We start from the raw sequence: 14,974 nt of genomic DNA, 5'->3' as shown, positions 1-14,974 counted from the left end.
CATTCTACCAGCGCCCCCGCGGGCACAGGCAACGCTACCGGCTGAACGCCTCCGGCCCCTTTTCCCATCCCCCTCCCAGCATGCTGTGGTTAAATTGTGCTGTCCACCACTTGAGGGCTAAGCCCGGTGATCGCCACCGGGCGCACGGAAGGTTGAAATTATGGGGATCGCACGCCGGATAGCTGGAACATTAGCGCTCGCGGGCGCCCTGCTACTTTCCGGCCCGCTGGCCGCCGCGGAAGAACCCCTCTCCAGCGTTGATCCGGTCACGGATCACGCCCAGGTGCTGTCCGCCACGGAAGAAGAGCAGCTGCGCACCTCCCTCAACCGCCTCCAAGATGAGACGGATTACGCGGTGCGTTTCGTTTTTGTCGATAGGTTCGACGGCGCCAGCGCGGACCAGTGGCCCATCGACACGTTCAACCGCGCCGGGCTGTCCAGCGATGCCACCCTCATCGCCGTGGCCGTGGATAGCCGCCAGTTCAGCTACGCCTACGGCCGCTCAAGTTTCTCCGCCTCGGATCTGGACAACGCTTTTACCAGCGACGTGCGCGCCGCCTTCCGGGAAGGCCGCTGGCTGGAAGGTTCCCTCGCCTACACCCGGGAGCTGGCGCACGGGGAAGAAACGAATTGGGCCGGTGTGGCGCTCGGGGGTGGCGTCGTCGTCGTTATTATCGGGGCCGTTGTTTTCGTGCGTTCGCGCAAACGCAAACAGGCGGAACATAAAATTCGTGAAGATCTTGCCGCGCTCGGCAAACGGGCCGCAGCCGCGCTTTTAGCGACCGACGACGGCGTCCGCAGCGCCGCCGCGGAACTCAATTTCGCGCGGGCGCAATTCGGGGTGAACTCAGTGCGCGGCTTTGACCAGGCGCTCGCGCAGGCACAGCACTATCTCCAAGAAGCTTTCAACCAACGCCAGCTCCTAGACGACGATATCCCCGACACCCCGGAGCAGGTGCGTGCCTATAACACCGCGATTCTGGAATTGACCGACAAAGCGCAGCGGGCCATTACCGAACAGGAAGAAGAATTCTCCCGGCTGCGTGATTTGGCCGCGAATGTGGACGAGGCCGCGGCGCGGGTGCGCGAAGGCGCGGCGGATATTCGCACTAATCTTCCCAGCGCCACCCGACAATTGGACTCGCTGGCTGCGAGCTACGGGGAGGGCGCAGTGGCAACTTTCCGTACCTACCCCGCGGATATTGAGTCCTTGCTGGCCGGGGCGGAGGATGCGCTCGGGCAGGTTGATCGGCTCCTTAGCGGGGGCGAACGCAACCAGGCCGTGCCTTTTGTCCGTATCGCAGAACAGGCCCTGGATGAGGCTGCGGAACGCTACCGCGCGATTTCCAACGTCCAAGAATCTGTTAATCGTGCTTTCGCCCAGCTAGCCGAGCATATCTCCTCCATTTCCGCGGATATTGCGGATGCCCATCGCATCGGCGGGGATCATGCCCCGGTGGTGGCCGCGCGGGATCGGGCGGCGGCGCTGGTGGAGAAATATCGCGGGGAGCGCGTGGATCCGCTGGCCGGAATTCGGGAGCTCACCGAGGCGGAACGTGCGCTGGACGGCGCGCTCGCCCCGGCCCGGAATGCGGAGGAAAACTACCGGCGCCAGGCAGCCGGAGTGGAACGGGATCGCCAGCGAGCCCAGGCCGCGGTGCAGCGAGCGCAGGCCATGGTGTCGCAGAACCGCTGGATTACCGGGAACGAAGCACGTGCCCCGCTAGAAGCGGCCCGCACCGCCCTCCAAGCCGGGGATACCAGTGATGACCTGGCCAAACGGCGTGACTATTACGCGCGGGCCGAATCCTATGCCCAGCGCGCCGCGGATGCGGTCCAGGCGGCGCTGTCCGCCCGCAGCTCCGGTGGTTTTGGTGGCAATAACGGCGGTGGGGACGTAGGTAGCCTGCTGCTCGGAATGTTCCTCGGTTCGCTCTCCGGGGGCGGATCCCGCCACAATTCGGGCTGGGGTTCCGGTTGGGGCTCCGGCTTCGGCGGCGGGCGTGCTGGCGGTTTCGGTGGTTTCGGAGGTTTCGGAGGTGGCTCCGGCGGATTTGGCGGCGGGGGCGCCGCGGGAGGAGGGAGCCGTTCGTTCTAAAACCGGTGGCCGCGTGCGTCCGTTGATCGCGCCCCGCCCGGATACTATTTATCCATTATTCATCACACCATTCCTACTCGACGACACAGAGAAAGGCTGATCATGGCTGAAAAACAAACAATCCTCGGACGCATTACCCAGCTGGCGAAGGCGAATATTAACGCGCTCCTCGACCGCGCCGAAGACCCGCAGAAGATGCTCGACCAGATGGTGCGGGATTACAAGAATTCCATTGCGGAAGCCGAAGATGCCGTGGCCCTGACCGTGGGTAATCTGCGCCTGGCGCAATCCGATTACAACGAGGACATCAAAGCCGCCCGCGACTGGGGGCAGAAAGCCATCGCCTCCTCGCGCCGCGCCGATGAGATGCGCGCCAAGGGCGATGAAGCAGGTGCGAACCACTGGGATGACCTGGCGAAAGTGGCACTGAGCAAGCAGATTCAATACGAGCGCGAAGCCAAGGATGCCGAACCCATGCTCGCCTCCCAGGAAAAGGTTGTGGAGCAGCTCAAGTCCGGGCTCACCCAGATGAAGGACAAGCTCACCGAACTCAAGAACAAGCGCGATACCCTCGTGGCGCGCCAGAAGTCCGCCCAGGCGCAAAGCCAGGTGCAGGATGCCATCTCCTCGATCAACGTGTTGGATCCCACCAGTGAGCTGGCCCGTTTCGAAGATCGGGTCCGCCGCCAGGAAGCCCTGGCGCAGGGCAAGGCCGAAGTCGCCTCGCTGAGCCTGGCCGATCAATTCGCAGAATTGGAGGATCATTCCGACGACGCAGAAATCGAAGCGCGCCTCGCCGCTCTCAAGAGCGGGGAAGCACCCGAGCAAATCGAAGGCCGGGACTTCACCAGCTACTAAAGTACGGAGCGCTCCAGCGCGGGGAATATCCCGCATCGGGCGCGGGCGCAAGTCATATGCGCCTGTGTAGCCCAAGCTCCGCGTGGCTTCCCGGGCCGGGGTGGCGCTGCCACCCCGGCCCGCGGCGTCGTCGTTCCCCTCCCATCTCCCTCCCACCTCTTTCCTTTCGCTTCCCGCAAACTTCCAGGAAGCTTTCAGAAAGCTCGAGTTTCCTTAGTTTTATGATGCCTACCGAGCACACTCCCGAAGCGGCCATCCTCGTTGTTGATGATGAGCCCTCGATTCGCGAACTTCTTTCCGTTTCTCTCCGGTTCGCCGGATTCGATGTGTACACCGCCGCCGATGGCGCGGAAGCCCTCGCTCACCAGCAAAATCAGCACCTGGACCTGGCCGTCCTCGATATCATGATGCCGGGCATGGATGGCTTTGAGGTGCTGCGCCGGCTGCGCGAACGCGACCACGATCTCCCGGTGCTGTTCCTCACCGCCCGCGATGATGTGAAGGACAAAGTCCAAGGTCTGACGGTCGGCGGGGATGACTACATCACCAAGCCTTTCTCCCTGGAGGAAGTGGTGGCACGTATTCGCGCGGTGCTGCGGCGCACCAGCCCAGAGGAAACCGAATCTGCGGTGCTGCGCTACGCGGACCTGGAGATGAACGAAGATTCCTATGAGGTCACGCGCGCCGGCCGGCCGGTGGAGCTCTCCCCCACCGAATTCAAGCTGCTGCGCTACCTCATTATTAATGCCGAACGGGTGGTTTCTAAATCACAGATCCTCGACCATGTATGGGATTACAACTGGCAGGGCGAGATTTCCATCGTGGAATCCTATATTTCCTATTTGCGGCGCAAAATTGATTCCCCGGAAGCCCTGGGGATCACCGATCCGGAAGAGGCCCACAACCTCGTTCCTCTTATCCACACTCGCCGCGGCATCGGCTACGTTCTGCGTGCTTCCAAATAGCATTCGGTTATGACCCAACGTCACGATCCGCTCCCCCCGGAAAGCGCGGGGGCTCCGCCGTTGCCGAGCCGCCCCGCGCAGCCCGGCAACCCGGCAACCGAATCTCCCGCGCGCAACCACCGCGGCGGAGTTTTCCGGCGCGCGCTGCGGCCGGCCCGCACCCTGGCCGGCCGCCTCATTATCGCGTTCGTCATCTTGGTGGGCACCGCGGCAACCTTTTTGGGTTTCGCCTCGGTCACCCTTCTCAAGCAATACCTAGTCTCCACTATCGACCAGGATTTGACCACGAATGCGCGCTCGGTTGAGCGGATGTTCCTCCAGGAGCTGCCCGGTGCCAGCCAGTCCTCCCCCCTCAACCTCTCCGATTTCTTCGTGCGGGTCAATTGGGGTATTGCCGGGCAGCGCGAGGTAACCACCTACGAACTTCCCAATCCGGGGGCCGTAGAAGAATTCGGCTACCCGCGCGAACTTGACCGTATTGCCAACTTGGGTTCCGAAGAGCCCGTAACGGTTCCTTCCACCCTGTACGGCTCGGATTGGCGAGTGCTGGTCCACCCCATTAGCCCGGCCTCCACCGGCGGCCTCATTACCGGAAATATCATTATTGCCCAGCCACTCGGGCCAATCGAGTTTACGATTGCGCGACTGCGCCTTATTTTTGTGCTCGCCGGACTCGCGACCGTGCTGGCGGCCGGACTGGCCGTGACCGGTCTGGTATCGCGTACCTTGCGGTCCCTGCGTGATATCGAAGCAGCTACGCACACCATTGCGGAAGGGCACCTAGCCGAACGTGTTCCGCACGGTCAGGACGACGACGAAGTTGGGATGCTCGCTAAATCCATTAACGTTATGCTCGCCCAAATCGAGCACGCCTTCGCGGAAAAGGAACGCTCGGAAGCAAAAATGCGGCGCTTCGTTTCGGACGCCTCCCACGAATTACGCACCCCGCTAGCAACCGTCCGCGGGTATTCCGAACTGTATCGCCTGGGCGGAGTTCCCCCCGAGCGTGTCCCCGAAGCGATGGAGCGAGTGGAATCGGAAGCCAACCGAATGGCCGGGCTCGTGGAGGATCTGCTCCAGCTGGCCCGCCTCGACGAAAATCGCCCCCTTAACCTCGATTGTGTCAATCTTGCCAAGCTGGCCGATAACGCCATCCTTGATTTCCGGGTGCGTGCCCCGCAGCGCACCGCCACGGTGGTTGCTTTGGATGGGAGCACCCCACCACCCGCGATGGTGGAAGTACACGGGGATGCGGATCGCATCACCCAGGTGATCGCAAATCTGCTTTCTAATGTACTCGCGCACGCCCCGGAAGCCAGCCCGGTGGAAGTGGCGGTAGGCATCGCGGAAGGCCAGCCCACTATTGAAGTGCGCGATCACGGCCCCGGTATTTCCGAAGCGGATTCCCAGCGCATCTTCGAGCGCTTCTACCGCCCGGATTATTCACGTTCGCGCGAATCGGGTGGTTCCGGGCTCGGCTTGGCCATCGTTGCCGCTATTATGGCCGCGCATCACGGTACCGCGCGGGCGCTCACAACCCCCGGTGGTGGGCTCACGGTGCAGCTCACCTTCCCCGCCCCCACCGAGCCGTGCCAGAATCCGGCATCGCCCAGCTAAGCGAGCTACTCAGGTTCCAAGCAGTTACTCAGTTTCCGGAAACTCGCCGGCCTCGCCGGCCTCGCTCGGATCGCCCGCTTCGGGCGCCGCACCCGCAGTGGGAGCCTGACCTGCCTGCGCCGCGTCAAAAGGACTGGTGCCTTCCGGGGTGAGCGGATGCGCGCTTTTCTGCTCGAGCATCATCTGGATGGCGGTGAAAACTCGGCCCATAAAATCTGCCGGGTCTTCCTCCGCGAGGCCGTACATGGGCCGGCCGATAAACAAAAAGACTTCGCCGCGGAATTTCGGGAGCACCGCACCCACCGGCATAACTTCGTGCCCGCCGGACATGGCAATCGGAACGATGGGAACATTGAAACGCTGGGCGAGGGCCGCGGCACCCGCCTTCGGAGTACCGAGCTCCCCGGTACGTGAACGCGTACCTTCCGGGAAAATCAGAATCGGAACACCCGCTGCTAACAGGCGGCCTGTCATCCCCTTGGCACGGCCGGGCTGGTATTCCGAACCGGCTTTACCCGTGGGCTTTTTACCGCGCTCAATAGGATAGGTATTAAAGAATAACGAGGTGAGATTGGAGATGCCGCGGCGGCGATAGAAATAATCCGCGGCCGCCCCCGTGGCTAACCGCTCGGTGAGTTTATCGGGGAGCAGCGAGAAAATCATGGGAGCATCCAGGTGCGAGGAATGATTCGGCACCAGGATAAATGCGCCGTCCAGGTTCTCGATATTTTCTTCTCCCAGCACGGTGGGCCGGAGGATCGTGGACATGACCGGTTTTGTGAGGGCACGGCGCACCCGATGCCGGCGGCGGGCTTTGGAGTCATCCAAATACGGATCGATCGGTTCGAGCTCGCTCACCCGCGGTCCGCCTTTCGCCCACTGCCGTTAATTTTCCTTGCCACCCAGTTTACCGCGCAGCGCGGGCCCTTTTCCGCGAGGAAACCAATAATCTTGTAGCGCACCGTGGGGGTGCAGCGGACTTTTCCGCGCGCGGCCGCCGCAAGCGCGGCCCGCGCCACCGTATCGGGTTCGAGCCAGAGCACATCGGGAACCCCGGAGCGTTTCCCGCCCGAGTTGCGGTGGAAATCCGAACGCACCCATCCGGGCAGGACCGCGGTGACCGTCACTCCACTACCGTGCAATTCCACAGCCAAGGATTCGGACCATACTCGCACAAAGGATTTGAGGGCCGCGTAGGCACCCATGGGAACAAAACTCTGCACCGAGGCGATATTTATGAGAGCGCCCCGCCCGCGGCGCGCCATTGCCGCTGTGGCTGCCGCGCCGATCCGTACCGGCGCCCCCGCCATGAGGGCCGCCGCGGCCTCGATCCGGTCCATATCCCCATCCACGAGGCTCTCGTAAAGGCCCGCCCCGGCATTATTGACCACCACATCAACAGCATGGTCAGCTAGGTAGGTGCACAGGCGTGCGACGTCGTTGCCCGCACCCAGATCGCAACACATCGTTTCGCATTCCACGCCCCGCTCCCGGAATTGTTCGGCAACGGCGTTCAGGCGTGCTGCCCCGCGCGCCACCAGGACCAACGCGTATCCGCGCGCGGCGAGCTGGCGGGCGAAAGCGAGCCCGATACCGGAACTTCCCCCGGTCACCAGCGCCCGGGGCCGGCCGGCGGTGGGCGAGGCGGAGAAGGCTGCGTCAGATATCACGTCTCTACGTTAGTGCACCGGCCGCGCCCGTGCACCTCGCCGGCCCGGTTATCGCGTTCAGCTGGGCGAAAAGTGGAGGGTCCGCGGCGTTACCCGCGGTCAAACAAGGTCCTCCCCGTCTGCCTCCGCTGCGGTCCTGAGGTGCGAAAAGGCCCAAAGTGTCCCCACCCGGGCCGGGGCATGATTAGAATCAGTTGCGTTTGAGTGCGGAGGGCGACGTGCGTCGTCGTCCCCTGGCGAAAAGTTCGCCGCGGGTGCGCACCACGGTGGGAGGAAATATGTCCGTTCCTTCGTGGCTGCCGGTTTCTTTCGAGAAGGCAGTGACGGGGCTGGGGGCGACCGCGTCCAGCGCGGAGATTCAGGAGACGTGCGCGTCGGTGCTGGGGCGCTGGTCGGAACCTGATCGTATCTTCCACGATATTCACCACCTCACGGCCATGCTCGCCAACGTGGAAAAACTCATTAACGAAACGCATCACCCGGATACTGTGCGGCTTGCGGCCTGGTACCACGGGGTGGTTTTTTCGACGTCGCGCTACCGCGTCTACACGAAACGCGGGGGTGAAGATGAGCTGCTCTCGGCGCGCACAGCCGAAAATGAGCTGACGCAGCTGGGTATCGCCGCGGAAACTGCGCGCCGGGTGGCCGAATTGATTTGGGGCATGAAAGCTCCCGCGCTTACCGCCATGCCGGTCATGGGGCGCGCCCCGGCAACCAGCCTGGGGACCGCCGAACAGGATATTGACATTATGGTGCTGCGTGATGCACACCTGGCGATTTTAGCTTCGTCCCCGCAGAGCTACCGGCGCTATACCCAGGCGATTCGCGAGGAATACCCGCATATTCCCGATGAGAGTTTCTGGCGCGGGCGCGAAAAAATCGTGGCGAAGCTGCTGGAGCGCAAGCATTTGTTTTATACGCCCGAGGGCCAAAAATGGGAGGATGCGGCGCGCCAGAATTTGCAGGCGGAGGCCGCGAAGCTGCGCAAGCGCCTGGCGGAGCCCGAGCGCCCCGCGGAGGCGATGGCACCGGCCGATGGGCCGCACAGCGGAGAGACTACGCGGAGCGGAGAGGTAGCGCGCACGGCAGACGTTACGCGCCCGGGCGATACAGATTTAGGTACGACGGCGCTGCCACCTCTCACCGCGCCAGCCGCGCCCGTATCGCTGGCCACACCCGTAACGCCGGCCGGGGCGGAGCCCTATCGCGATGCTCGCACCGAAACCTCGACGTTGGAAGCGGTGGAAGCACGTATTCCGGAGGAGGATTCCGGCGAGGTCACGCGGGTGATCCCCACCGGGCCGGTGACGGACGTGAGTGAGCCGCAGCTGAGCGCCGAGCAGCTCCGCAAGCGCCAGCGCGAAGAAGTTTCCCAGGCCATGCTCAATAAAATTAATGAGCGGCGGCGGGCGGCCGAAAAGGAACGCGATGAGGCACTAGCGCTGGCGGAGAATATCGACTCCCCGCTCGCAGATCGTGCCCAGGCCGAGGTGTGGAAAGAGAAGGAACGCGAGGGCGCGCCCCGGCGTACCCCGCGTTACACGGATACTATCCCGCCGCTGATCGAAGATGATCCCGAGGGAGATATTGTGGCCCGGCCCGCCGATCCCTCCCCCACGCACGGTATCGAGCGCGAACCGGATATGTAAGCCCGGCCGGATATACGCGTGCGGCCGAAATCGATAGCATGCGGCCTACAGACAGGACCCGCGCTACGGACAGGACCTGCGCACTGCGGGCCGGATCCGCGCACTGCGGGCCGGACCTGTCTGCACTTCCGTATATGCCAAGGGTGGCGCGCCCTCCACTCGGAAAGCGCGCCACCCTGACGGTTAGCACCTTAGCTTTGCGGTTTAGTACATACCGCCCATGCCGCCATCACCCTGCGCGGCCGGAGCCGGCGGTTCGGGCTTGTCCGCCACCACGGCTTCGGTGGTGAGGAAGAGGCCCGCGATGGACGCCGCGTTCTGCAGTGCCGAGCGAGTCACCTTGACCGGATCCATAACGCCCGCCTCCATGAGGTTGACGTATTCGCCGGTGGCCGCGTTGAGGCCCTCGCCCTTGGGGAGGTTGCGGACCTTCTCGGCCACCACGCCGCCTTCGAGGCCGGCGTTGCTGGCGATCTGCTTGAGCGGAGCTTCAATAGCGTAGCGCACGATGGCCGCGCCGGTTGCTTCGTCGCCCTCGAGCTTGAGGTCAGCGAAAGCTTCCTTACCGGCCTGGATAAGAGCCACGCCACCACCGGCGACGGTGCCTTCTTCCACGGCTGCCTTGGCGTTACGCACGGCATCCTCGATACGGTGCTTGCGTTCCTTGAGTTCTACCTCGGTAGCCGCACCGGCCTTGATAATCGCCACGCCACCGGCAAGCTTGGCCAGGCGCTCCTGGAGCTTCTCGGTGTCGTATTCGGACGTGGAGTTCTCGATCTGGGTGCGGATCTGGGAAACGCGCCCGTCGATCTGCTCCTGGTCGCCAGCGCCGTCCACGATGGTGGTGTTTTCCTTGGTGACAACCACCTTGCGGGCGCGGCCGAGGAGCGTGAGATCGGTGTTCTCAAGCTTGAGGCCAACTGATTCAGAGATGACCTGGCCGCCGGTGAGGATGGCCATATCCTGAAGCATTTCCTTGCGGCGATCACCGAAGCCCGGAGCCTTGACGGCCACGGAGCGGAAGGTGCCGCGAATCTTGTTGACCACGAGGGTGGCCAGCGCTTCGGATTCCACATCCTCAGCGATGATGAGGAGCGGGCGATCCGCCTGCATAACCTTTTCGAGAACCGGGAGGAGTTCCTTCTGGTTGGAGATCTTCGAATCCACGAAGAGGATGAAGGGATCTTCCAGAACGGCTTCCTGACGCTCGGCGTCGGTCACGAAGTAGGGGGAGAGGTAGCCCTTATCGAAGGACATACCTTCGGTGAGCTCAAGCTCCAGCTCCAGGCCGGAGGACTCTTCCACGGTGATAACACCTTCCTTGCCGGCCTTATCCACGGCCTCGGCAATGACCTCACCAATTTCCTGGTCACCGGCCGAAATAGCGGCGGTGGAGGCGATTTCTTCGCGGGTATCAACTTCCTTCGCGTCCGCGAGGAGGCGCTCGGTCACGGCCTTAACCGCGGTATCGATGCCCTTCTTCAGCGCGATGGGGTTGGCGCCGGCGGCCACATTGCGCAGACCTTCCTGCACGAGAGCCTGCGCGAGAACCGTCGCGGTGGTGGTGCCGTCACCGGCGATGTCGTCAGTCTTCTTGGCAACTTCCTTAACGAGCTCAGCACCGATGCGCTCGTACGGATCTTCCAGCTCAATTTCCTTGGCGATGGACACGCCGTCATTCGTGATGGTGGGGGCGCCCCACTTCTTATCGAGAACGACGTTACGGCCCTTGGGTCCCAGCGTCACCTTGACGGTGTCCGCGAGGAGATTGAGGCCGCGCTCCATGGAGCGGCGTGCTTCCTCATCAAAAGCAATGGTCTTTGCCATGCGATATTCCTCCAGAATCACTGTGGCCGGTGCCCGCGACGGACGGCCTCCCGCGCGAAGCCTTTCTTCGCTCACGGTCAGCCTCACCAACCAGGTGGACTTATCACTCACATACTCGGAGTGCTAACAGAGATTCTGGCACTCTCACGGCTCGAGTGCAAGCTTTGGTTCAGGTACGACGACACAGCAGCCACCCGCCAGAAAAGCGCGATATGCCCGCAATTCCGCGCGCCTCACCCCGGATTACCGCCCCGAACACTTGAGCGGAATACGCTCAACTTTTAGCGGCTGGCGAAGCCGGGAATCTTCGCGCGCGGTTCTTTAACCGCGGGTATCTCCCGCCAGCACAACGACGATGCTATCCCCGCTGGCACTGGCATTTTCAACGAAATCAGTGATCCCCAGTTCCGCACCGATGGCCTCCACCGTGGGCAGATCGGCGGCCGCCGGATAGAAAATCTGAGAGTGGGCCGGGGCGGCGTGCTGGTAGTTACCGATGGAGGTGGCGGTAAAGCCAGCCTCCGTGAGCTGGCTCTGGTGGGCCGCGGCATATCCGGAAATTCCGGAGGCGTTGAGGATGAGGGTGGAACGGCTGCGATCCACCTCAGCGGCCGGAGTGGGGGAAGCCGAAGGCGAGGCGGCTTCCGCGGGGTTCGGAGCCTGCGCCGCGGGCGCCTGGCTACTTTCCGCACCCGCGCCTTCGGTACCAGCTTCGGGCGCCGGCGTTGCGGACTGGGCCGGTGCGCTCACGCTCGGTTTCTGGGAGGGCGGCGCTACTGAAATCTGGTTCATTTTGACAATGCCGTACCCGAGAGCCGGGGCGAGAATGAGGATAGCGATAAGCGCGATCCACCACTTCACCGAGGATTCGCGCTTGCGGTGAGCCCCGCGGGTTGTGCGCTGGCGCGCCGCGATATCAAATTCGTCTACTGGGTACTTTCCTGCCACACGGCTAGCCTAGCTGTTTTCCGCCGCGACCGCCGCGTTCTTTATCGCGCAGATCCCGCAAGCGGGTAATAGCGCGCACCACATCCGGATACTCCACTTCAGCGCGCGGGTTATTGAGAATCCCGGAAAGGATCAGGTAGTAGCGGGTGGGAGTCATGCCGAGCGCCCGAATCGCCTCGGTTTTCGTGCGGTACGCGGCCCGCCAGCGCATCTCCGTGGTGAGGACGCGCAGCTCGTCGTCGTGCAATGCGGGCCCGGCACCGCGCAGGAACTCTTCCCAGGCAGCCTCGCGCTCGCGGCGCGCGGAATCCCCTTCCCCGCGCCCGCCTCCCGAGGGCGCTTCCGCAAAAGGAGGTTCTTCACTCCGGTACTCTGACACTATGCAGCCTCTTTCCGAGATCATCAGCCCCGATTGGGCGCGGGCTCTTGCCCCTGTTGAACCTATCATTCACGAGATGGGGACGTTCTTACGCGAGGAAAACGCGGCCGGGCGCGGCTATCTTCCCGCGGGCAAGAATGTGCTGCGTGCTTTCACGTATCCCCTCGATGCCGTCAAGGTACTCATTGTGGGTCAGGACCCCTACCCCACTCCCGGGAATGCGGTGGGGCTCTCCTTTAGTGTGGCGCCGAATGTGGCCCCGCCGCGCTCGCTCGTCAATATTTTCCGAGAATTGCACGACGACGTTGGCGCCCCACTTCCCAGCAGCGGTGACCTCACGCCGTGGTGCGAACAGGGCGTTATGCTCCTCAACAGGGTGCTGACCGTGACCCCGAATAACGCCAATTCCCATCGCGGGCGCGGCTGGGAAAAGGTCACCGATCACGCGATCCGCACTCTCGCGGCGCGCGGCAAGCCCCTGGTGGCGATTCTGTGGGGCCGTAATGCTCAAGAGTTACGCCCACTACTGGGCGCTACCCCGGTGATTGCCAGCCCGCACCCGTCCCCGCTTTCAGCATCCCGCGGCTTCTTCGGCTCCAAGCCTTTCTCGCGAGCCAATGCACTTCTTGCCGAGCAGGGTGCCAGCCCGGTTGATTGGCGGCTACCCTAGGAACCCGCGCATATTAATTTACTAAGGTGTACTATGAAAATAGGTGCGGACTATTTACCCGCATATCACGCCTTTCTCGATGCGGCGTCATAGCCGAAACCGCATCGGGAACATAATTTCCACGGGGGTACCCATGGCTAATCACGCATGTGCCTGGGGGCGTTTCGCCCTTGCCGCCGCGCTGGCCGGTGCCGGCATTTTCCTTCCCGCCACCACGAAAGCCGGCGGGCCTGACCCGAGCCGCACCGTTATCGGAAACGTCGTGAATCCTACCGGTGGCGGGGTGAATTGCCGCGGCGGGGATACGTGCGTGGAGAAGGTGGGCGACGTCGCCCATGTGAGCTACACGGTTCAGGTAGCCCGTCTGCTGGGTTCCTCGGATCATATCCAAAGCGCGCAGGGGGTGGCTGTTTTCGTCCCCACGGTGCTGGAGAACGTCACATTGACGGTCACCAGTGTTCCGGACCATGCCGCTCTCGAGGCCCGCCTGACGCAACCTGATTTCGATTGGGAGACGCGCTGGACGGTTCCCACCGTTCCCGTGAATCAGGAGTTGCCCATCTGGGAAGTACGCCGGGGTGAGGAAGGCGCGGTCATTGTCGATCCCGAGCTCAATCCCGGCCGGGACCCCGAGACTTTCCCCTGGTATCCCCATATCGGGCCGGATTTCGAGGATATGGATCTGGGTGTGTGGCATATGAAGGCCGATAGAGCCGTGTCCACAGATCCGCCGTCGTACCAGGCCTACGACGGCGTGGTCGGGAATATGGCCCTGTACGACGAATATTCTTTCGGGTTGCACGGTCCGGGTATCTACACGCTCCGGGTGGAAGGTGATGTGGCGGTGCAGTCGGAGGTGACCGTGCTTCCGGTGCGAGCCACAAATAAGCTGTGGAAATGTTCCCAGGAAGGTGGCGGTCCCGGATCGTATCTCGAGGGCTGCCAGAGCCTACAGGAATTCGAGTGGGGCCGCATGGGTGATCTACCCACGTATTCGCTCAGCGACCCGGCCGTCAATGCGGCTGCGCGCGAACGGGTGACGGATGCCGGATTGACCGGTTCGCCGCAGTGCGTCGCCACGAAGGAAAGCGGGCGCAGCGATCTTATCGGGACCGATATTGAGGGCGCGTTGGGTGCGGGCGATTGGTACGCCTACACTTATGCTCTCTACGCCAACCCCGCGGTCACGTATGACCTGAGCGGCATTGGGGAGGACGGTTGCGATCAAGCCGCCGCGGTGATTACCCTATGCGAGCAGCCGTCCCCGGAGCCGTCGTCTTCGCCGGAACCGGAGCCTAGCGACCGGAGCGTTCCCAGCCCGACGCCGTCCACGCCCGCGCCGCCTACACCCACCGCGCCGGCTATTATCAGCACTCCCACGGTCCCGAGCACTCCGAGCGTTCCCAGCGCACCGCCTTCGGTAAGCACGCCGCGCCCGCCGGTGAATATGCCCACGCCGCGCCCAACCTCGTTGCAACGCACCGGAGCAAGCTCTGCTGCGGGCCTGGTGCTCGCGGCGCTGCTGGGCGGAGTCGGATTAGCACTCGCGGTGGGGCGGCGGTTCAAGGATTAAGGCTGATTTCCTTAGTATCCACTTTGAGTAGGAGGCTGCGGGATCGGGTTTGGGGTAAGAAATCGACCTACCACTAATGCGTTAAGCTCTTCTAATTCTGCCGGGTGAGAATCATAGTACTTGTGGTGGTTCCGATACGCTTCGGCCGCAAGCCGATTACGCATTTCCTGCCACGCCTCCGGCCAGCGCGGATCATCCGGCTCAATCTTCCCAACCGTAAAACGCCGCACCCGCATCTCCTCAAGAATCCGCAAATAAGCAAGCGTGTAGTCAAAGCGATTGATACCCAAAGCAAGTGGGCTCTTATTATGCGCAAAGACTCCGAAAGATACCCCCGCGAAGGTCACCCGTGTTATCTCCGAGAAATAAATCTCCCGATAAAAGACCGGCGCAAAACTGGACCACACTTTTTGATCATCTACACCAAAACGCCGCTTGTACCCCATCCACAGAAACCATGAAAAAAGGGCCATCATGCCGGAGCAACAAATAATTCCGAGTGTGGCATCATCAGGACGATTCGCCTCATCAGCGGTTGCTAACGCAATAACAGTTATAGCCATAACAATTAAGCCCGGCCAACCAACAGTAATGGTTGCGTCCGTTAGTGTGGTGTATCTGTATCCCGCGGTGATCCTCGTGTCGGTATACACAAAGGCGACCATCGCGGGTACCTTTCGAATCAACTCCTACCTATCCTCGAAAGGAGATACCCCGCAA

The 14,974-nt window shown here is 62.6% G+C and carries 13 protein-coding genes; 7 read left to right on the top strand and 6 right to left on the bottom strand.

The window, feature by feature from the left end; translation table 11 throughout:
- Nucleotides 1–160: 160 nt before the first annotated feature.
- From DDD64_RS04780 to DDD64_RS04765, 4 genes are all read left to right on the top strand, one after another.
- Complete coding sequence (locus tag DDD64_RS04780; RefSeq protein ID WP_126135276.1) at nt 161–2,098, top strand: TPM domain-containing protein; 1,938 nt, start codon at nt 161–163, stop codon at nt 2,096–2,098.
- Between the two features lie 102 nt (nt 2,099–2,200).
- Nucleotides 2,201–2,956 carry a PspA/IM30 family protein gene (locus tag DDD64_RS04775; protein ID WP_126135275.1) on the top strand — a complete coding sequence of 252 codons (756 nt, stop codon included), beginning with the start codon at nt 2,201–2,203 and terminating at the stop codon, nt 2,954–2,956.
- Nucleotides 2,957–3,177: 221 nt separating this feature from the next.
- The gene (locus DDD64_RS04770; RefSeq protein WP_126135274.1) at nt 3,178–3,921 is read left to right on the top strand and encodes a response regulator transcription factor; all 744 of its coding nucleotides are present in this window, start codon (nt 3,178–3,180) and stop codon (nt 3,919–3,921) included.
- 9 nt (nt 3,922–3,930) lie between these two features.
- A complete protein-coding gene (locus tag DDD64_RS04765) occupies nt 3,931–5,538 on the top strand; it encodes a sensor histidine kinase (RefSeq protein WP_126135273.1) in 1,608 nt (535 codons plus the stop codon).
- Between the two features lie 24 nt (nt 5,539–5,562).
- On the opposite strand, the gene DDD64_RS04760 is transcribed toward DDD64_RS04765, so the two are convergent.
- On the bottom strand, nt 5,563–6,396 hold the full coding sequence (locus DDD64_RS04760) for a lysophospholipid acyltransferase family protein (protein WP_126135272.1): 834 nt from the start codon (nt 6,394–6,396) through the stop codon (nt 5,563–5,565).
- Nucleotides 6,393–7,208, bottom strand: a complete 816-nt coding sequence (locus tag DDD64_RS04755; RefSeq protein ID WP_241227402.1) for an SDR family NAD(P)-dependent oxidoreductase — start codon at nt 7,206–7,208, stop codon at nt 6,393–6,395. Before DDD64_RS04755 ends, DDD64_RS04760 begins: the two co-directional genes overlap by 4 nt.
- Before the next feature lie 200 nt (nt 7,209–7,408).
- On the opposite strand from DDD64_RS04755, the gene DDD64_RS04750 reads away from it, so the two are divergent.
- Nucleotides 7,409–8,857, top strand: coding sequence for an HD domain-containing protein (locus DDD64_RS04750; RefSeq protein WP_126135271.1), 1,449 nt, complete (start codon nt 7,409–7,411; stop codon nt 8,855–8,857).
- 204 nt (nt 8,858–9,061) lie between these two features.
- Here DDD64_RS04750 and groL read toward each other — a convergent pair whose 3' ends face one another.
- The 3 genes from groL to DDD64_RS04735 all read right to left on the bottom strand — a co-directional run bounded on the left by groL (nt 9,062) and on the right by DDD64_RS04735 (nt 12,011).
- Complete coding sequence (gene groL / locus DDD64_RS04745; RefSeq protein ID WP_126135270.1) at nt 9,062–10,684, bottom strand: chaperonin GroEL; 1,623 nt, start codon at nt 10,682–10,684, stop codon at nt 9,062–9,064.
- Between the two features lie 321 nt (nt 10,685–11,005).
- Nucleotides 11,006–11,632: a LytR C-terminal domain-containing protein gene (locus DDD64_RS04740; protein ID WP_126135269.1), complete on the bottom strand. Its 627-nt coding sequence runs from the start codon at nt 11,630–11,632 to the stop codon at nt 11,006–11,008.
- 4 nt (nt 11,633–11,636) lie between these two features.
- Nucleotides 11,637–12,011 (bottom strand): DUF3263 domain-containing protein, encoded by a 375-nt coding sequence (locus tag DDD64_RS04735; protein ID WP_126135268.1) that lies wholly within the window; start codon nt 12,009–12,011, stop codon nt 11,637–11,639.
- A gap of 1 nt (nt 12,012) precedes the next feature.
- On the opposite strand from DDD64_RS04735, the gene DDD64_RS04730 reads away from it, so the two are divergent.
- Together DDD64_RS04730 and DDD64_RS04725 are read left to right on the top strand one after the other, a co-directional pair.
- Nucleotides 12,013–12,681 carry a uracil-DNA glycosylase gene (locus DDD64_RS04730; protein WP_126135267.1) on the top strand — a complete coding sequence of 223 codons (669 nt, stop codon included), beginning with the start codon at nt 12,013–12,015 and terminating at the stop codon, nt 12,679–12,681.
- Between the two features lie 133 nt (nt 12,682–12,814).
- Nucleotides 12,815–14,254: a hypothetical protein gene (locus tag DDD64_RS04725; RefSeq protein ID WP_126135266.1), complete on the top strand. Its 1,440-nt coding sequence runs from the start codon at nt 12,815–12,817 to the stop codon at nt 14,252–14,254.
- A gap of 11 nt (nt 14,255–14,265) precedes the next feature.
- Here DDD64_RS04725 and DDD64_RS04720 read toward each other — a convergent pair whose 3' ends face one another.
- Entirely contained in the window at nt 14,266–14,919 is a 654-nt protein-coding gene (locus tag DDD64_RS04720) for an EbsA family protein (protein WP_164545918.1), read from the bottom strand.
- Nucleotides 14,920–14,974 lie beyond the last annotated feature (55 nt).

Origin of the sequence: Actinotignum sanguinis, assembly GCF_003957255.1 — a bacterium.
GTDB lineage: Bacteria > Actinomycetota > Actinomycetes > Actinomycetales > Actinomycetaceae > Actinotignum > Actinotignum sanguinis.
The sequence above is the reverse complement of the archived record's forward strand: the minus strand, read 5'-3'. Positions and strand labels throughout refer to the sequence as shown.